Origin of the sequence: Staphylococcus succinus, assembly GCF_029024945.1 — a bacterium.
Taxonomy (GTDB): Bacteria; Bacillota; Bacilli; order Staphylococcales; family Staphylococcaceae; genus Staphylococcus; species Staphylococcus succinus.
Genome location: NZ_CP118976.1, coordinates 274,708 through 295,333, shown reverse-complemented (window position 1 = coordinate 295,333; position 20,626 = coordinate 274,708). Strand labels below are relative to the sequence as shown.

Below are 20,626 nucleotides of genomic sequence, written 5' to 3'. Positions count from 1 at the left end.
ACCCCTTATGTTCTATATGAAGCATTGATACTTACATAATCATATGATAAATCACAGCCATACGCTGCTGCTTCACCATTACCTTGACCGACTGTTGCTTCTATAACGATATTATCTTCTTGCAATTTTGCTTTTAAATCGGCTTCATCAAATGCAACAGACATACCTTCATCAACAACTGATATTTTAGCTAATGTAACAAAGGTCTCGCTTGGTACTATCGAGTCTGAGGCATAACCCATTGCTGCAACGATTCTCCCAAAATTTGCATCTTCTCCATGGATTGCTGTCTTGACCAAACTTGAAGATACGATGCTCTTAGCAATTTTTCTTGCTTCTTCTGTAGTAATCGCGCCTTTAACTTTTGCTGTAACCAATTTAGTAGCACCTTCTCCATCTTTTGCTATAGATTTAGCAAGGTACTGACTTACAAAGTTAAATGCATGTTCAAATTTATGCCACTCAGGATGTGATGCATCCAATGTAGTATGATTAGCTTGTCCATTAGCCATGCATAAAACCATATCATTCGTACTTGTATCGCCATCTACTGTAATCATATTAAATGACTCATCCACGGATTCTCTCAAACAACCATCAAGTGTGTCGCTTTCAATATTAGCATCTGTCGTAATAAAGCCAAGCATTGTTGCCATATTTGGGTGTATCATTCCTGATCCTTTAGCTGTACCACCAATAGTCACTGTCTTACCTTCAATTTCAACTTGTACTGATAAATGTTTCGTAGCTGTATCAGTAGTAAGAATAGCTTGATTGAAATACTCTCCATGATTATATTGTTCTTCCATTACATGTTCTGTACCATGCTGAATTTTATCCATCGGCAAAAATGATCCAATAACGCCTGTCGATGCAATACCTACATGTTGTTGCGTTATGTTCAATTGCTTCGCTACCCATGCTTGTGTATCTTTTGCGTCTTGCAAGCCTTTTTCGCCTGTACAAGCATTGGCATTAGCTGAGTTAACTACAATAGCTTGTAACACTTGATTATTTTTAATACAAGCTTCTGTCACTATTAAAGGCGCTGCTTTAAAGCGATTCAATGTATAGACCCCTGCTGCATTTGCCTCAGTCGTAGAATAAATCCAACCAAAGTCTTTTCTTGTTCTTCTTAAACCTGCATGTAAGCCGCCTGCGATGAATCCCAACGGAGAACTTACATCACCTTGTAAATCTATATTTAATTGATCTAATGTATCTATCGTTTCAATGTCTTTCATCCCATCGCTCCTTTGTTTTTATGGATAAACTGGCAACTGTTGTAAACCTGTCGCTTCATTCAATCCATACATTAAGTTTAAATTTTGTATTGCTTGACCACTTGCACCTTTAACTAAATTATCTATGACTGACACAATAATCGCTGTTTGACTTTCTTCATCAACATAGATTCCAATATCACAGTTATTACTGCCATAGACTTCTTTAGTTTTTGGATATTCACCTAAATCTCTGATGCGCACAAACGTTTTATTATCATAGTATTGTTGATATACATCATGTAAGTGTTCAGCCGTCATTTGTTTATTAAGTTTCACATATATTGTTGATAATATACCACGTGTCATTGGTACAAGATGTGGGGTAAACACTACCTTTATCTCTTCATTTGCAAGTCGTGAAATATATTGTTCTATTTCAGGTTTATGTTTATGCTTACCTATTGCATAAGCACTAAAATTTTCATTCATTTCTGCATAATGCACATGCTGAGCAAGTGACCTTCCTGCACCTGAAACCCCAGTTTTTGCATCAATAATAATTGAGTCATTCTGTATCACTTTATTATCAACGAGTGGGTGTAGGGCAAGCAATGTTGCAGTAGGAAAACACCCTGGATTTGCAATAAGTTGTAAATCCTTTTGATTTGTTGTGCCCCATTCAGCAATACTATAAAATGCTTGGTCTAGATGTTGTTGTGTAGCTGCTGTTTCTCCATAAAACTGTTTATACACATCTCTGTTTGTTAATCTAAAGTCTCCTGACAAGTCGATGACTTTTATATTTTTTTCAATTAACTTAGGGGCGATATGTTTACTAACGTTAGATGGTGTTGCAAAAAATATCACATCGCAAGTAACATCTTCAATATTTAAATCTTCGTAATGATGTGTTAAATGATTTAAGTGAGGAAAGGTCTTATTGATGGGTTCATCTACCTTTGAATGTGAAAATATATGTTTAATCCTAACTTGAGGATGATGCTCTAATAAACGAATCAATTCGACAGCACCATAACCACTTCCTCCGACAATCCCAACTTCTATCATAACGTTCATTCCTTTCTGAATATTCGGACATTTTTTATTGTTATTTATTACCTTTTTCAAGTACTTCAGTAATGACATTTATGACTTTATTTATTTCTTCTTCATTAATAACAAGTGGCGGTGCCAGTCTTATAATATTTCCTTGTGTTTCTTTACAAAGCACACCTTTTTCAATCATTTCTAAACAATATGGTTGCGCTGATTCGCTAAGTTCGATACCGATAAATAATCCCCTACCTCTCACATCTGTAATGATGTTGCTATCTATGAGTTGTAATTGATTAAGCAACTTTTGTCCCAAATCTGCAGAACGTTCAATCAGATTTTCATCAATCAGTACATCTAATGCTGCAATAGATACTGCACACGCAAGTGGATTGCCTCCAAATGTAGAGCCATGTGTACCAGGTGTTAATACATCCATCACATCATGATTCGCTATAACAGCTGACATCGGATAAAGGCCACCGCCCAGCGATTTTCCTAATAAGTATATATCCGGTTCTACGCCTTCCCATTCCATAGCAAACATTTTGCCAGTTCTACCAAGTCCTACTTGAATTTCATCAGCGATAAATAAAATATTATGTTCGTCGCATAGATGACGTACTTCTTCAATAAAGTAATCTGGGGGAATGTTAACGCCACCCTCACCTTGTATAGGTTCAAGAACTACCGCGGCGGTATTATTGTTAATTAATGATTTTAAGTGAGCGACATCACCAAAGTCAATATAGTGAACATTATCTAAAAGCGGCCCAAATCCTTTTTTATAACTCTTTTGCGAAGATAAAGATAAAGCACCTAAAGTACGCCCATGGAAATTACCATTCATTGCGATGATTTCACTTTTATCATCCGCAATACCTTTAACATCCGAACCCCATTTACGTGCAATTTTAATTGCAGTTTCTATGGCTTCCGTCCCAGTATTCATGGGTAGCACTTTTTCTTTATTAGCTAGTGTGCAAATTTTCTCTTCCCATTTACCTAGATTATCACTATACAATGCTCGTGATACCATGGTAATTTTTTCACTTTGCTCTTGAAACGCTTTTATAATTTTAGGATGACAATGCCCTTGATTGACAACCGAAAAACCTGAAATACAATCAATGTAGCTATTATCTTCAACGTCCCAAACTTTAGCGCCACGTCCTTTTGTCAAAGCCAATTTGAGTGGGCTGTAATTATTCGAACTGTACTGATCTGTTAGTGAAAATAAGTCGTTCATCAAAACCCTCGTTTCTTTATATTTATTCTTAAATTTGAATTAATATTCAAAATAATACACTTTTTTTTACAATTAGTCAAAGGTTAACAATAAAATAAATATTTTGTTTTTATATTAAAAATTGCAAACCTACTGATTTTTATTTTAACAAACCGATGTTCATGCCTTTATAGGCTTGAGATAACCTCACTTTAAAAAATGCATTTATTTTGCATATATTGTATATCATTTTTTGATAATAATTTACAATCTTATTAAATGTAAAAACGAGATATCTACTTTTTAATAAAAAAAGCAAACTGAATCCAACTCAAGTAAGTCCAGTTTGCTTTTATAATTATTTATACTTCACGTCTTTCTTGTGCTTCTAATTTGTCGTTCATATCTTTATTAATTTTCTTCGCACGTTTAAAATAGATACTTTCAAAGTAACTTGTAGTACCAAGTTTATAAAATATTAATGCTACAATAGCAATCACTATGAAATCGTATGGGTAATGGATCCAGTTCATACCATTAAATTCTTTACTACCAATGAATGAGAAAAAGGCCAAAAGAATAAGGTAGAAAATAATCCATAAACTACCACCAATTTGTTTCTTAGTATTTTTCCAATTTGTTTTATATTCATAGAAGAAATATATTGGCAAACCTAAAATAATAATTAATATGACTTCTGCAGTTGTCGGCCACATCGCCCAATAAATTGCTAATGAAGCTAAAACAAATGAGAACGGCGCCATAAATCTCAGCATATTTGCACGGAATGGTCTATGCATTTTCGGTGCCATTTTACGTAATGATATAACCGTCGTTGGTCCTGTAAGATACGCTACTAAAGTCGCTGTAGAAATTACACTTGCCAATGTAGCCCAATCACGGAACAGTGACACCATTAACATACTTATAATTGCATTAAATATGATAGCTACTCGTGGAATATTATATTTATCATTCATTTTACCTAAGAATTTAGGAATATGACCATTTTTTTCCATTGCACGCAATACACGACCTGTCACTGCTACAAATGATACGCCCGTACCAAACGGCGATACAACTGCTTCTATATAAAGTAAAATTGCCAACCAATTTAAACCTAATAATATTGCCATATCTGCGAATGGTGAATTGAAGTTAATACCGCTCCACCCTTCACCATGAATCATGTCGCTTGGCATAGAAGTAATAAAAGTACTTTGCAACACAATATAGAGTACCGCACTCAAAGTAAGTGAAATCGCTATACCACGTGCAATATTTTTTTCAGGCTTTTGAATTTCTGATCCCATATTAATAATTGTTTGGAAAGCATTAAATGAAAAGATAATGCCTGAAGCTGTTGTCGCAGCAAATATCGGCGCAGAACCATAAGGCATAAATTCGCCTGCTGAGTGTCCGTAATTACCTGTATCAAAACCTGAAATCATTAACATAATAATTGTTAATAAGGGCACACCTAATTTAAAGAATGAAATTAAACTTGTAAATGAAGTCAATAATTTCACTGACCAATAATTTAATAATGAAAATATGATAATGATGACGAATACAGCCAATAACCCTGCATTACTAATTGAACCATCCTTCATTAATCCCGAAGTAAATTTCGCCCAATCCCAAGGCCATGAGCTCATGTATTGTACTGCAGAAACTGCTTCAATTGGAATAATTGTTACCAGCGATACCCAGTTTGCCCAAGCCGCTATAAAACCTAATAAAGAACCGTGTGTATATTGAGCATAATTACTCATACCACCTGATTGTGGAAACATTGTACCTATTTCAACGTAGTTATATGCAATGGAACCAATAACTACAAAACCTATAATCCATGAAATAATTGCAGCTGGTCCAGCAATAGAAGACGCTTCCCAAGCTCCGAATAACCAACCAGAGCCAATAAGCGAACCTAAGCCCAATAATACAAGCTGTGCTAAATTAATTTTTTTACTTTCTTCCTGTTTCCCCATAAAAACTCCTACTGTTCATCTTTTATATTCATATCAAGTTATATGTAAAACTTATACACGCTCTTGTATATGTTGCTATTATACTCGTATTAGAATTCAAGTCAAATCAACATTTATCAGCCGGAACATTGTATAATATCGTATATTTATAACTATTAGAGACGGATACTGCATATAGGTTTTGTGCAATCCATTACCTTTCGCCCCCTTATACAAAGTAGATGAAGCATTTTTTATCAATGTTACTCAATTATTCATAAAAGGTATATTAACTCTAAAGTGGTCTTTTTGATTAAAATACGCACAAACGCTTTTATACCAGTACTTGAAGCGCTATATCACCATTAAAAAAAACGAATTTGTACATCTTTACTATTTAATTGTACTTTTACAATATATGTTATTTTCCAACGTTTTTTTATTATAAAATACTTAAAAATCATCTCGTTTTAATGTTACTCAAATATTAAAATTTAAATGTTTGCACATTTGTTCAATAGGATTTCACGCTTTTTATCGATTAACTTTGAAAAAATTAAGAAACGTAGTATAAATTTATTTCTCTATACTACGTTTCTTAATATTAATTTTTCTCTATTTCTTTTTCCCACCACAGTGCATCTTCAGGATTTTTTATGACGTCTTCATACTCTTCTTCTGTTTCTACATTTGGGTAGGACCCTCTTAACGATTTGTTTGAAGTAGATTTAAACATTGTAAGGAAAATGATTAGCCCTATAACATTAATAAACATGAGGTAATAAGAAGGTGCAATTTCTTGCCCTGTAGTTTCTACTAAAGTAGAAAGAATAAATGGTGTTAAACCACCAAATATCGCAGCACCAATATTATATACCAGTGATAATGTACGTAATCTGACTTTGGTATGGAACATGCTCGGTAATAACGATGGCATAACCCCTTCAAAAGTAGACATAAACAACGCAATAATAAATAATCCTACTATAACAAGTGGCAAGATTGGTATACTCATTAACCAAAATGCTAATACTGAAAATAAACTGAATCCTGCTAAACCAAAAATAATTGTACGTTTATTGCCGACTTTATCGCTATACCAACCAAAAAAGAACACAGCTGGTATCATTGCAATCATTGTGACAGTACTTAATATTGAACCCATCGTTCCACCTAAGTTTATTGTCTTATTTAAGAAGGATGGCATGAAAGATAGGACCATATAATTAGCGACATTCAAGAAAGCGACACCCGTGAAGCAGACAACCACGTCTTTCCAATAATATTTAAATATATCCAAATATGAATATTCTAACTCTTCTTTTTCTTCTAATGTCGATTCATATGCAGGGCTCTCATCCAGATTTGTACGTAGCAATATACCTACAATACCTAATGGTGCAGCAATGATAAATGGAATTCTCCAACCCCAATCCATCATTTGTTGATCGCTTAATAACGCATACATTAACCCTGCCATAATCGCAGCCATAATATTACCTACAAGGGTTCCTATTTCAAGACCACTACCTAACTTCCCACGTGTCTTATCGGGCGCAGTTTCAGCAATATATGTCATTGCTCCAGCATACTCTCCACCAGTTGAAAAAGACTGAATCATACGGACAACAAGTAATAGAATAGGCGCCCATATACCAATTTGATCTTGTGTCGGCAATAATCCCAACATTAAAGTTGAAGCAGCCATTAATAAAATCGTCGTTGATAATACAATTTTCCGTCCATATTTATCCCCTAAGTGACTGAAAAATATTCCACCAACAGGCCTAACAATAAATGCAAATGCAAACACCGCAAAAGTTGAGACAATTTGCATTTCTTGAGGCAAATTACCAAAGAAATTCGCACTTAAAATTACAGCTAATTGCGCATATAGCCCGAAATCAAACCATTCAATGGCATTACCAATCCCTGTAGCGACTATGCTCTTTTTCGATTGATCTGGATCAACTCGATTCACTTTCTCTTTTTTAAATTTCACAAACAAAAACACCCCTTAATTTTTTCTTATTCATATAACATAGCCTCTGTAATTTTTTATAAACAATTTCAAAAATATATAAACCACTAATATACTTACGTTATATTGGGGGAAATTGTTTTTAACGGCGTGTTATAGAGAGTTAGACAACTTGTAATATTCAGACTTATCTATTTGATATAATAGATATGAAATCTAATATGGAGGTTTTTAATTATGGAACAAATTTACTTTAATCATGACGGCGGTGTAGATGATCTCGTGTCATTATTTCTGTTATTACATATGGAAAATGTAAATCTAATTGGCGTAAGCGCTATTGGGGCAGACAGTTATGTTGAACCAGCAGTAAGCGCTTCTCAAAAAATTATCAACCGTTTTACACAAACACCTGTTCACGTTGCTACTTCTAAGGAACGAGGTAAAAACCCATTTCCTAAAGATTGGAGAATGCACGCCTTTTTTATGGATGCACTACCTATATTAAATGAACCTACTTCTAAGCAATCTAAGTTACTTAAACACCAAGCTTATGAGGATATTATTGAAAAATTACATAATGCTCAAGAACCTGTCACATTACTTTTTACCGGCCCTCTTACAGACTTAGCAAAAGCGATAACAGTTGCGCCTAAAATTGTTTCAAATATCAAACGACTTGTATGGATGGGGGGCACTTTTCTAGAAAGAGGGAATGTAGAGGAACCAGAGCACGATGGTTCAGCAGAATGGAATGCATTTTGGGACCCAGAAGCCGTTCAAGTGATTTTTGATACAAACATAAAAATTGATATGGTGGCTTTAGAAAGTACAAACCAAGTACCTATGACATGGGAGGTAAGACAAGCGTGGGCCAATGAACGTCACTATCCCGGCGTTGATTTTTTAGGCGTCAGTTATGCAGCCGTACCGCCGTTGACACATTTCCAGACCAACTCCACTTATTTTATGTGGGATGTCTTAACAACGGCTTATATTGGTAAACCAGAACTCGTTCAACAACACATGGTCAATGTATCAGTACATACAGATGGCCCAAGTCAAGGTCAAACTTATATTGATCAAATAAATGGTAGACCTGTTTCAGTCGTAGATAATGTGAATCGCGATGATTTCTTTAATTATATAACTAGCTTAGCTAAAAAAATTACATTGTAAATTTGCAAAAATCATCTTATACAATAAAGGTTGGCACTTACCACTAAGCGCCAACCTTTTTACTATATACCCACAAAAAAAGCACCGTATATTATACGGCACTTTTCATTTAATCTTATTATATATTTTATACGTATTTTGTTACCTTTTCAGTAGGTAATCTATATGAATCGTGACCAGGGTTTTTCTCTTTACCGATTGCGATAATCATTACTGGTTCGTAACGTTCTGAATCATAACCAAATGTTTCTGCGATTTGATCGCGTTCAAAACCACCAATTGGATTTGTATCATAACCGTATGCTCTAGCAACAAGCATAAATTGCATTGCTGCTAAACTGCTATCTATTTTAATAATATCGTTCATTTCTGGTTTAGATAAACTTTTATAGTATGGTAATACTTTACCTAGTAATTCATCTTTTACATCTGCTGGCATCATGCCTTGCTCAACAGCGCTATTATATATTTCTTCTCCGTGCTCATAGTTGTGCATATCTCCAAAGATAACTACCATAGCTGATGAACTGTCATTTTGACGTGTATTAAAACGAATTAACGGACGTAATTTATCTTTACCTTCATCACTTTCTACTACTAAGAATCTCCACGGTTGCATATTCACTGATGATGGTGCTTTTGTTGCTTTACGGATCATTTCATCCATTTCTTCTTGTGGTATTTTTACCTGTTCATCAAAAACTTTAACTGATTTTCTATTCATTACTACATCTTCAAAATTATTATTAATCATTATTCAAGTCTCCTTAATCATTTTATACAAAATCAAATTATACTCAATTTATTATAATTTACAAATCATCTGTTTAGGATTGAAATATTTCTACTATTCTGTGAATCATACTTCTATGCGATGATTAAATACACGCTTTTATATCACTACATATAATCTATAATTTTAATACGTCATAAAATTATAGGTTTTTATTTTAGAAATACTTGCTTCATTTATAAAATATGCTTATTCCCATAATATTCATTCAAACTATTATGTACAGCGTATTTCCAAATTTCATCTCATAACTGGTCTGAGGAAGCATATCGCAATTATATGTATAAACACTACAATCATTGCGGAAATGAATATCAAATTATCAATCATGTCTCCTATTAAAGTCATTGGCTTTCTTTATTTATAATCACCTTAGACATTGTTATATTTCTCTCTTGATAACCTAATTTTTGATATAGCAATTTAGCAAAGTTATTCGCATAAACGTTTAATCTAATTTCACTCATATCATGATCTTGAAAAATTTTTTCAACAAAATTCAATAAACTTTCTCCAATTCTTTGGTTTCTATATATATCTATAACATATAATTCATATATAAAACCGTAATCATGTTGAGCGATGTCATCTTTTTTAAAATCTATAAGAATAAATCCTTTCACTTTTCCATCTTCTACAAATATATAATACACCGCGCCTTGATGTACCAACGCTCTAGACATTGATTGCATTGTTTCATCAGTTAAGTTTATTTTAGTGTCCATAGATTCTTTAAATACTTTTGGTATCATACGGTCAATCATAGCTAAATCACTCTGTGTCGCTTTTCTAATTACCATCTATATCACCGCTCACTTTTAGTTATATCTATGAATGACTTTTTATTAAAGTGTTACTTTTAAAAGTCACTCATAGAACTTGTTACTATTATGCTTGACCTTGTGCATTTTACTTTTCATAAGATTATATTTTTTACACAAGCCTATAACATTAAGCTTAACAAAGAATTTAACATTGTAAAAAAACAAATTCTATTGAAATTATTATAACTTTTTTATTATTAGATAAATAGTTATAGTATATACTTTTGTTAATTTACTGGATATATTATATATTTATAGTAAAATAAAAGAGTTCAATGATTATTTCACAAAGTGTTGCCAGTTATTTTCTTTGTATTATAATAAACATTATCATCCCCATTAAAGGGTTTATGTTTTATTTAATTCTACTGAAAATGCTACAATGTGGTCTTTAGTATCATATAAAGCTATAAAAACAGAATTTTTACTTTAAATTCGTAACATTTCACACACCACAAATCAATTACTATCACTTTATATTTGATAATGATAGTGAAAATTTGCTACATTCTATTTTATATGTAAATATAAGAAAAATTTAAAAAAAGAGGGAAAACGATGAAGTCTATATCCGTTATAGTTACTTATTACAATTCGGAAGATTATATAGAAAGATGTTTAAGTAGTCTTAAACAACAAAGATTTCAAGATTTTGAGTTAATTTTAGTTAATGATGGGTCAACTGATCAATCTAAAACAATTGCTTCTCACTGTCTACAAGATTGGGATATAACAGTCAAAGAAATCGACTTAGAACAAAATACAGGACACGCACATGCAAGAAACGTCGCTTTAAAAGAAATTGATGCACCTTATTTCATTTTCATTGATTCAGATGATTATTTAGCATCATATGCACTTTCATTCTATATGAAGAAGATCCGTCACTATGATGCACTTATCGCACCAATCCATTCGTTCACTTTAGACATCCCACAATACGTGGATCAAAATTTAGTGAAAGTTGAATTTTTAAAAACAGAAAATAAATCTAATCAATTTTTACGAAAACACTCAGTATGTAATATTGTCTTTAAAACAGCAATTGCACGCGGACATAACTTACAGTTTAGTGAAGATTTAAATGTGTTTATCGATTGGTCATTCGTTTTAGAATTTATCAAATATGCTGATAACTTTGTACGTATCAGTCGATTCCCATTTTATATCAAAGGTGAAATCTATGATCCTTTCTTGAAACCAACGTTATCACAACAAGAATTCAGTATCGTTTTTAGTGATTATGTTTCCAGTTTTGCCGACTCTATTAAACGTGCACCTAATAAAGAAAATAAACGTTTCATAAAAAATAAAATGAGACATTTATATAAATATTCTTTCGAACCTTCTTTAAGAAAAACTGACGAAAGATATGAAAATCATAGTGAATTACTACCAAAAGTTACAAGATCTTTAATATTTAATATTTTCAAAAATGAAAAGCCCTTATTTATTTTAGAATCATTAATGTTGATGTTAAACAAACGTGACACCGCTCATAAAATCAACAAGTTAAGAAAAAATACGAGACTACTAAAAAGTGTCGCACTAGGTAGAAAAAATAAAAATCGTGCGCATTATCAACTTACAGATAGTGAAGATAAAGTAAGTCCTAACACAATAGTATTTGAAGCTTTCGGCGGTAAAAACTACAGTGATAGCCCTAAATATGTTTATGAGTATATGATGAAACATCACCCTAATTATGAGTTTATTTGGGTATTTAAAAAGCCAGGTAATGTTTACCTTCCAGGTCCAGCTAAAAAAGTTAAAAAAGGCTCAGCCGCCTACTATGAAGCTTATTCTAAAGCAAAATACTGGGTTGCTAATGCTAGATTACCACTTTATTTAAATAAAAAGCCTAACCAAGTTTATATCCAAACATGGCATGGGACACCTTTAAAACGTTTAGCAAATGATATGAAAGTTATTCGTATGCCAGGAACTACAACAGATAACTACAAACGTAATTTCAGAGAAGAAACGAGTCGTTGGGACTATTTAGTTTCTCCTAATGCTTATTCAACTAAAATATTTGAAACAGCATTTTGGATGCCACCTGAAAAAATACTTGAAGTTGGTTATCCAAGAAATGATTTATTAGTTAATCGTGCCAATGACGAAGCTTATATCCAAGAACTTAAAGAGAGTTTAAACTTGCCACAAGATAAAAAAGTCATCATGTACGCTCCAACGTGGAGAGATGATGAGTTTGTTAAAAAAGGTAAATATTTATTCGATTTAAAAATTGATTTAGACAACTTACAACAAAAATTAGGCGATGAGTATGTTATTTTATTAAGAATGCACTACTTAATCTCTAATGCACTTGATTTAAGAGGATATGAAGACTTTGCTATCGATGTTTCAAACTATAGTGACATCTCTGAATTATATTTAGTCTCAGATTGCTTAATTACCGATTATTCATCTGTCTTCTTTGATTATGGTGTATTAAAACGTCCACAAATATTCTTTGCCTATGATTTAGATAAATATGGCCAAGATTTAAGAGGTTTCTATCTTGATTACAACAACGATTTACCAGGTCCTATTTATCAAGATGCATATAAACTAGCCGAAGATCTTAAAAACTTAGATCAAATCGAAGCTGAATATAAAGATAAAATCGAGCGCTTCTATAATGACTTTTGTGCATTAGAGGACGGAGCATCATCCCGTGCCATTGCTGATATAATTACGCGCAAACAATCTTAATCTCTGTTAAATAACAATTCCAAATGAATTTTTTAAGGGTAGAAAACATAATGTTTTCTACCCTTTTTTAAGTCCCAACTATATGCCCTTATATTTGCTTGATAGTGCGCTCTAAGGTGTACAGTCTCTGTATATTCCAAAGGAGGTTTTTATATGGGAAAATTCAATAGTTTACAAGATAAGGTCGTCGTTATTGCTGGTGGTGCTAAAAATCTAGGGGGATTGCTAAGTCAGTCTTATGCACAAAGCGGTGCGAATATTATTATTCACCATCATGATGAACACAGTCTTGAAGAAGCACAATATACACTTCAACAAGTGAAATCTTTAGGGGGACAAGGCGCCCTTTTTTCAGGTGATTTAACAATTGTAAGCAATATAGAAGCTCTGTTCCAATTTGCAGTAAAAACATTTGGTAAAGTCGATATTGCTATTAATACAGTCGGAAAAGTATTAAAGCAATCTATTTCAGATACAACAGAATCTGATTATAATACGATGCAAGACGTTAATGCTAAACAAGCCTATTTTTTTATAAAGTATGCCGAACAATATATGAATAATCATGGAAAAATAATATCAATTGCTACTTCCTTATTATCAGCATATACTGGGTATTATTCCACCTACGCAGGCGAAAAGGCACCTTTAGAACATTATACACGCGCTGCTTCAAAAGAGTTTATGTCACGTGGTATATCTGTCAATAACGTGGCGCCTGGCCCTATGGATACACCTTTCTTTTATCCACAAGAATCTGATGATGCAGTGACGTTCCATAAATCTCAAGCATTACACAATCAACTCACACAAATAGAAGACATAGTGCCAATTATTAAATTCTTAACTTTAGAAGGTTGGTGGATTAACGGTCAAACATTATTTGCAAATGGCGGCTATACTACAAGATAAATGGAGGTTTTATGATGCAATATTTCGTTGCAAACTTTTCAAATCTAGAAACTCAACTAAGTATTATTGACGATAACAACAAGACTATCGATCAGCAAACCGTACAAATCGCAACAGAAAATTACGTAAAAGATTTAGCACATTATCTTATCGAACTATCACACCAAAACAATTTATATCATGATGATATTAAAGGGATTGGTTTATGCATAACTGATGTTAAATTAATTCATTATGATAATAAAGCAAGGCTCATTGAAGCGCTAGAAAATACTTTCGGCTTTAAAGCCATCATTAATACACATCACGAAACACTCATTAATCAATTAACCAAGTTAAACTAAATTAAAATATGTAGACATTATATAAAACTTCTAGTCTGTCACATATTCATTAAATTAGGAGATTTTCTATATGAATGTTAAAACTGCAGCACAACAAATTGGTATAAGCGCACATACAATCAGATATTATGATAAATCTGGGTTATTTCCTTTCGTAGAACGCGACAGCAATGGTTATAGAGACTTCAAATCTGAAGACTTATACTGGATTGAGTTTATCAAATGTATGCGGCAAACGCATATGCCCATTGCTCAAATTAAAGTAATTGCTGAACTTTATCACCAAGGACCATCTACAATTGAAAAAAGAAAAGCAATTTTTACAGAACATCAAAACAATTTATTAGAGCAAAAAGCGCTCATTGATGAAGGATTAAAAACATTAGAAAATAAATTCAAATTATTGGAACAAGAATAAAGCATTTGTAAACAAAAAAGTAACCGTTAGCCTTGTGATAAGGCCAGCGGTTACTTTTTGTTTACATTTTATTTAATTGTACCTGCATTTTTATCATGTACACCATGACGATAATAATCAACATACTCAGGTTCTAAAGGTTTCTTACCTCTAATGATGTCTGCTGCTCTTTCAGCCATCATTAAGACTGGAGAGTGAATATTACCATTTGTAGTACGAGGCATTACAGAAGCATCTACAACACGTAGATTTTCCATACCGTGTACTTTGAATGTATCTGGATCTACAACTGACATTTCATCAGATTTAGGTCCCATTTTACAGCTACATGATGGATGTAATGCTGTTTCACCGTCACGTTTAACCCATTCAATAATCTCATCATCTGTTTGTACTTCAGGTCCTGGTGAAATTTCCCCACCATTGAATGGATCTAAAGATTTTTGGTTCAAGATATTTCTTGCTACTTTTATAGCTTCTACCCATTCACGTTTATCTTCTTCTGTTGATAAATAGTTAAATACGAAGTCTGGTTTAACAAACGGATCTTTAGATTTAATTTTTAGGTGTCCGCGAGAATTAGAATACATTGGCCCTACATGCACTTGATAACCATGTGCAGTTGGTGCTTTTGTACCATCATATCTTACAGCAATTGGTAAGAAGTGGAACATTAAGTTTGGATAATCTACTTCATCATTTGAACGAACGAACCCGCCACCCTCAAAGTGGTTTGAGGCAGCTGCGCCCTTACGTCCTAAAATCCATTGCAAACCAATGAATGGCATTTTAAGTTTATTTAAACTCGGTTGTAACGAAACTGGTTCTTTACATGCATGTTGCACATAAACTTCTAAATGGTCTTCAAAATTTTCACCAACACCTGGTAAGTGTAAACGAGGTTCAATACCTAATGAACGTAAATGTTCTGAATCACCGATACCTGATAATTGTAATAATTGAGGTGAGTTAATTGCTCCACCTGATAAAATAACTTCTTTTGCACTTACAGTATGCTCTTTGCCATTTTTCTTAAATGTAACACCTGTTACTTTATTACCTTCGAAGTTTAATTTAGTTACAAATGCACGCGTTTGTACTTCCAAATTTTTTCGTTTCATAGCTGGGTGTAAGTAAGCTCTAGAAGCTGAAACACGACGTCCATTATGTACTTGGCTATCGAATGGTCCAAATCCTTCTTGACGGAAACCATTTACATCTGGCGTTTTATTATATCCAGCGTCCACTCCTGCATTGAAGAATGCTTGGAATAATGGGTTTGTAGCAGGACCACGTCTTAATTTAATTGGACCATGGTGCCCACGATATTCATCATCTTTATTAGAACCAAATGTTGTCTCTAAACGTTTGAAATATGGTAAACAATGTGCAAAGTCCCAATGCTCCATACCTTTTGGTTTAGCCCATTTTTCATAGTCCATAGGATTACCTCTTTGATAAATCATACCGTTGATTGAACTTGAACCACCTAATACTTTACCACGTGCATGGCCTACTTTACGTCCATCCATATGTGGTTCTGCATTTGTTTCATAAATCCAATCGTATAGTTTGTTACCTGCTGGATACATTAACGCTGCTGGCATTTGAATTAATAAATCCCACGGATAGTCACTTCGTCCTGCTTCCAATACAAGCACATTATTTGAAGCATCTTCACTTATTCTGCCACCTAATACTGAACCAGCGCTACCCCCACCAATGATAATATAATCATAAGATTGTCTCATTTATATATTGCCTCCTGAATTTTAATTGTGTTGTTTATATGAATAAAGCTTAATTTAAATAATTGTCGCTTACTTACTGCCGAACCAGTTCACTGGTTCTGGATTCGTATTACGTAGAATATGTTTTTCTACTTGATATTCTGCTAAACCTTCTCTACCAAGTTCTCTACCAATACCTGATTGTTTATAACCACCCCATGGTGCTTGTGCAAAGTATGGGTGGAAGTCATTAATCCAAACTGTCCCCATTCTCAATTTATTAACAACACGCTCTGCTTTGTTAATATCATTAGTAAATAGTCCGCCAGCTAAGCCATAAATTGAGTCATTTGCAAGCTCAATTGCCTCTTCTTCTGTTGAGAAGCCTTCAATTGTAACAACAGGCCCGAATACTTCTTCTTGTACAATACGCATTGAAGTATCACAATCTGTAATAACTGTTGGTTCAAAGAAGAAACCATCTTGTAAATCTTCACGTTCAGGACGTTTACCACCTATAGCGATAGTCGCATTTTCAGATTTAGCAACTTCCATATATTTTTCTATTTTTTCTCTATGTTCTGCTGAGATGACTGGTCCCATTTCAGTTTCAGGATCAAAACCATCACCTAATTTAATACGTTTAATTCTTTCTATTAAAGCAGCTTCAAATTTATCTTTAATATCGTTATGGACGATAATTCTTGCGCCTGCAGAACAAACTTGACCTGCATGGAAGAAACCGCCATTTAATGCTTGATCAACTGCAAGTTCAAAATCTGCGTCATCAAAAATAATGTTAGGGTTTTTACCACCTAATTCTAATGCAACATTTGTAACGTGATTAGCTGCTTGTTTCATGATGTGTTTACCTGTTTCAATACCACCTGTAAACGAAACTAAGTCAACATCTTTATGTGACGATAATGGTTCACCAACTTCAGAACCTTTACCTAATACTAAGTTAATTACACCTTGAGGAAATCCAACTTCTTCCATCAATTCAAATACACGAATTGTTGTTAATGGTGTGATTTCACTTGGTTTCATAACCAATGAACACCCTGTAACTAAAGCTGGAGCGATTTTCCATGATGCTTGTAGTAAAGGATAATTCCACGGTGTAATTTGTGTTGCCACGCCTACCGGTTCTTTCACAATTTTACTGTCCGTATTTGGAATCGGTGAATCTATAATTTCTCCACCATCTTTATCGGCTAAACCAGCAAAGTAGTTAAATACATTCGCAATGTCGTCCATATCGGCATATGATTCTTCTAATGTTTTACCAGTATCTAAAGTTTCAAGTCTAGCAAGCTCTTCACGATGCGTTACGATTAAATCAGCGATTGCTTTGACTTTTTTACCTCTATTTTCGCTCGTTTCTTGTGCCCATTCACCTTTATTAAAAGCTTTTTTAGCTGCAACAATTGCACGTTCGCTATCTTCTGAAGTACCTTCAGCTACTTCAAAAATAACTTCTTGATTATATGGATTAATAATTTTTCTTGTTTCTTTATTAGAGCTATCTACCCACTCACCATCAATATATTGACGACGAGATAAATTTTTTACAAGTTCCATTAAAATTACCTCCGTTAAGTTTGTTAAATTTTTATTTAACGAATTTTATAGATTTTATGTTAGCATAGTAAACGAAAGGGTGTCAAACGAGTTTAAATAGAAAATGGTTAGTTTCCTCGCTATTAAGGCAAATTAGCCTAATATTTTAAATTTGTATTTTTTAAAATAATATGTCGGAGGTGTACATTTTGGTACATTCAAACAACCCTGATCACCAATTAAATGAAGCAAAAGACATCGTTATTAACGCAATTGGAGAAACGATGGATCTCTATGGAATTAACCGTAGTGTAGGAAATTTATACGGCACAATGCTCTTTGAAGGTAGTATGACGTTAGATGAAATGCGCGAACAACTTCAAATGAGTAAGCCAAGTATGAGCGCTGGCGTTAAAAGGCTTCAAGAATTTGATATTGTTAAACAGCAATTTACACGTGGTAGTCGAAAACAACATTTTACCGCCGAAAAAAACTTTTTCAATTTCTTCAGTAATTTCTTCACACGTAAATGGCATAGAGAGATTGTTATCAATTCTGAAGCCGTACATGATTCCGTTGCATTACTTGATGACCTTATCAACGATAAAAATGTCGATGAGCCTACAAAACAAGAAGCTCATGAAATCAAACAGCAGTTAATCGATACTTTACCGTATTACGAATGGCTAGAAAATTTGAGTCATGCAATCGAAAGTGGAGAAATATTCGAATACTTTCCAATACCCGAAAAGAAAGTTAAATAATAATTGCTAAAGCACTAAGAAAGTTTAATTTCTTAGTGCTTTTTTTATTTATCTCTAAAAAAATAAAAAGAAACTGCCAACTTAAGCTGGCAGTTTCTTTACTTACATCTATAAATTATCGTCTTCTTTTTTCTCTCTTACTTGTATCATTCTAAGTGAACGTCTTTCCACTTCTTTAAATTTATCTGCACGTCTCTCAAGTTTCAGACGATCACCCTCTAATGTTCGTATAAACGATATCATCATGATAACAAATACCACAATTAAAGGAACACTCGCTAAAAGTGATGCTGTCTTCAAGACGTCTAATGCATTTTGTCCTCCAACTAACATCAATGAATAAGGTAATAAACTTAATGCAAATGCCCAGAATAATCTATTAGCACGTACCGGTTCACCTATTACTTGTTTTTGAGTTGCTGCCGCTAAAATATAAGAAGCAGAATCAAAAGTAGTAACTAAGAATAAGAAAGCTGCTATAACAAATAATACAACAATCAGATTTGGAAATGGTAGTTGATGCATAACTTCAATAATTGTTGATTCTGCACTATGTGAATTCAAGAAATTAATAACATTAAATTGTCCTGAAATTTGCAAATACACTGCATAGTTTCCAAAAATACCAAAGAACATCAAGCAACCTAATGTCCCATAACCAATTGTCCCTAAAATAACTTCTTTTAGAGTACGTCCCTTTGAAATACGGGCAATAAACAAACCAATAAATGGCGCATAAACAATCCACCAAGACCAATAAAATATAGTCCATTGTTGAGGGAAATTCGTATCTTTTCGTCCACCAATGCCCCCAAAAGGTTCAAGCCATGTTGCCATTTGGAAGAAATTCTTCAACATATCACCGAATGCAGTAACTGTTGTTTCCATAATAAATACTGTTGGTCCCACTATAAATACAAATGCTAACAACAGTAACGAAATCCATACATTGACGTCACTTAAGACTTGTATACCCTTTTTAAGCCCTGTATAAGAACTTATGGCAAAGACTAATGTGATTAATAATAGAATAATTGTGCGCATCCACATATTATGCCCATCAATACCTGTTAAACGCTCAATAGCTGCTGAAATCAAAGGTACACCTAGTCCCAATGAAGTTGCTGCCCCACATAATAAGGCCAAAATAAACACGATATCTACAACTTTACCTAAAAACTTATCTGTTTGTCCTTTTAAAATTGGTCGACAAGCTTGGCTAATTTTAAATATCGGTTTCTTTTTAACAAATACTAAATAACCGATTGGCAATGCAGGTAACACGTATATTGCCCATGCAATTGGTCCCCAATGGAACATGCCATACATTGTTGCATACTCTAATGCATGATCTGTCATGCCTTTGCCACCATGTGGTGGTGTTTGATAATAATATGCCCATTCGATAACACCCCAGTATAAAATATCTGAGCCAATACCCGCACAGAACAACATTGAAGCCCAACTAAAATCATTAAATTCAGGCTTATCTGTAGCTTTACCTAATGTGACATTTCCGTACTTACCAAATGCTATGTAAAGTACAAATCCAAAAATTACTAATCCAAGTAATAAATATACTGAGCCAAGAGAATTTGACACGGCTTTATTCAACCCGGTAATTACTTCTTGACTTGCTTTAGGAAACACGATCATTGGCACAACAGCAAATAATAATACAATTACTGTGCCTATAAACGTCGGCCAATCCATAACTTTATTGTTTTTCACTTTTGAGCACTCCTCATAAATTGAATATTATGTAAAAATTTGTCTTATAATCTTCGTTCCTATAAACAAATCATTTAGTTATTCACAAACATGAGCCTAACGAACTTTAAATAATAATGCAACTTGCATTCAAATTTATCATCTTAAAAAGATGAATAATTATATAATCATATTAATTTATCATCTTAA

Annotated in this window: 16 protein-coding genes; 6 read left to right on the top strand and 10 right to left on the bottom strand. The window is 33.4% G+C overall.

The genetic code is table 11. From position 1 onward, the window contains the following. Nucleotides 1–5: 5 nt before the first annotated feature. From argJ to PYW31_RS01215, 5 genes are all read right to left on the bottom strand, one after another. Nucleotides 6–1,244, bottom strand: coding sequence for a bifunctional glutamate N-acetyltransferase/amino-acid acetyltransferase ArgJ (gene argJ, locus PYW31_RS01235; RefSeq protein WP_046837533.1), 1,239 nt, complete (start codon nucleotides 1,242–1,244; stop codon nucleotides 6–8). An 18-nt stretch (nucleotides 1,245–1,262) separates the two neighbouring features. Further along, nucleotides 1,263–2,294 carry an N-acetyl-gamma-glutamyl-phosphate reductase gene (gene argC, locus PYW31_RS01230; RefSeq protein WP_046837532.1) on the bottom strand — a complete coding sequence of 344 codons (1,032 nt, stop codon included), beginning with the start codon at nucleotides 2,292–2,294 and terminating at the stop codon, nucleotides 1,263–1,265. A 40-nt stretch (nucleotides 2,295–2,334) separates the two neighbouring features. Then, nucleotides 2,335–3,528 (bottom strand): ornithine--oxo-acid transaminase, encoded by a 1,194-nt coding sequence (gene rocD, locus PYW31_RS01225; protein ID WP_046837531.1) that lies wholly within the window; start codon nucleotides 3,526–3,528, stop codon nucleotides 2,335–2,337. Nucleotides 3,529–3,869: 341 nt separating this feature from the next. Continuing rightward, nucleotides 3,870–5,501: an APC family permease gene (locus PYW31_RS01220; RefSeq protein WP_046837530.1), complete on the bottom strand. Its 1,632-nt coding sequence runs from the start codon at nucleotides 5,499–5,501 to the stop codon at nucleotides 3,870–3,872. Between the two features lie 583 nt (nucleotides 5,502–6,084). Continuing rightward, a complete protein-coding gene (locus PYW31_RS01215) occupies nucleotides 6,085–7,482 on the bottom strand; it encodes an MFS transporter (RefSeq protein ID WP_046837529.1) in 1,398 nt (465 codons plus the stop codon). Nucleotides 7,483–7,698: 216 nt separating this feature from the next. Between PYW31_RS01215 and PYW31_RS01210 the strand changes: the two genes are divergently transcribed. After that, complete coding sequence (locus PYW31_RS01210; RefSeq protein WP_046837528.1) at nucleotides 7,699–8,640, top strand: nucleoside hydrolase; 942 nt, start codon at nucleotides 7,699–7,701, stop codon at nucleotides 8,638–8,640. A gap of 127 nt (nucleotides 8,641–8,767) precedes the next feature. On the opposite strand, the gene PYW31_RS01205 is transcribed toward PYW31_RS01210, so the two are convergent. Together PYW31_RS01205 and PYW31_RS01200 are read right to left on the bottom strand one after the other, a co-directional pair. Then, complete coding sequence (locus PYW31_RS01205; protein ID WP_046837527.1) at nucleotides 8,768–9,394, bottom strand: nitroreductase family protein; 627 nt, start codon at nucleotides 9,392–9,394, stop codon at nucleotides 8,768–8,770. A gap of 383 nt (nucleotides 9,395–9,777) precedes the next feature. Next, nucleotides 9,778–10,233, bottom strand: coding sequence for a GNAT family N-acetyltransferase (locus tag PYW31_RS01200; protein WP_046837526.1), 456 nt, complete (start codon nucleotides 10,231–10,233; stop codon nucleotides 9,778–9,780). A 582-nt stretch (nucleotides 10,234–10,815) separates the two neighbouring features. Between PYW31_RS01200 and PYW31_RS01195 the strand changes: the two genes are divergently transcribed. From PYW31_RS01195 to PYW31_RS01180, 4 genes are all read left to right on the top strand, one after another. After that, nucleotides 10,816–12,975, top strand: coding sequence for a bifunctional glycosyltransferase/CDP-glycerol:glycerophosphate glycerophosphotransferase (locus PYW31_RS01195; RefSeq protein WP_046837525.1), 2,160 nt, complete (start codon nucleotides 10,816–10,818; stop codon nucleotides 12,973–12,975). Nucleotides 12,976–13,128: 153 nt separating this feature from the next. Beyond that, nucleotides 13,129–13,887, top strand: a complete 759-nt coding sequence (locus tag PYW31_RS01190; RefSeq protein WP_046837524.1) for an SDR family oxidoreductase — start codon at nucleotides 13,129–13,131, stop codon at nucleotides 13,885–13,887. Nucleotides 13,888–13,898: 11 nt separating this feature from the next. Continuing rightward, complete coding sequence (locus PYW31_RS01185) at nucleotides 13,899–14,231, top strand: hypothetical protein (protein WP_248827332.1); 333 nt, start codon at nucleotides 13,899–13,901, stop codon at nucleotides 14,229–14,231. 70 nt (nucleotides 14,232–14,301) lie between these two features. Then, nucleotides 14,302–14,649, top strand: coding sequence for a MerR family transcriptional regulator (locus PYW31_RS01180; protein ID WP_046837522.1), 348 nt, complete (start codon nucleotides 14,302–14,304; stop codon nucleotides 14,647–14,649). Between the two features lie 68 nt (nucleotides 14,650–14,717). Here PYW31_RS01180 and betA read toward each other — a convergent pair whose 3' ends face one another. Both betA and betB read right to left on the bottom strand, forming a co-directional pair. Next, complete coding sequence (gene betA, locus PYW31_RS01175) at nucleotides 14,718–16,400, bottom strand: choline dehydrogenase (RefSeq protein WP_046837521.1); 1,683 nt, start codon at nucleotides 16,398–16,400, stop codon at nucleotides 14,718–14,720. Between the two features lie 69 nt (nucleotides 16,401–16,469). Then, nucleotides 16,470–17,963 carry a betaine-aldehyde dehydrogenase gene (gene betB / locus PYW31_RS01170; protein ID WP_046837520.1) on the bottom strand — a complete coding sequence of 498 codons (1,494 nt, stop codon included), beginning with the start codon at nucleotides 17,961–17,963 and terminating at the stop codon, nucleotides 16,470–16,472. 188 nt (nucleotides 17,964–18,151) lie between these two features. On the opposite strand from betB, the gene cudC reads away from it, so the two are divergent. Beyond that, nucleotides 18,152–18,706: a choline uptake/conversion transcriptional regulator CudC gene (gene cudC / locus PYW31_RS01165; RefSeq protein ID WP_046837519.1), complete on the top strand. Its 555-nt coding sequence runs from the start codon at nucleotides 18,152–18,154 to the stop codon at nucleotides 18,704–18,706. A gap of 108 nt (nucleotides 18,707–18,814) precedes the next feature. Here cudC and PYW31_RS01160 read toward each other — a convergent pair whose 3' ends face one another. Beyond that, nucleotides 18,815–20,437 (bottom strand): BCCT family transporter, encoded by a 1,623-nt coding sequence (locus PYW31_RS01160; protein WP_046837518.1) that lies wholly within the window; start codon nucleotides 20,435–20,437, stop codon nucleotides 18,815–18,817. Nucleotides 20,438–20,626: the final 189 nt, after the last annotated feature.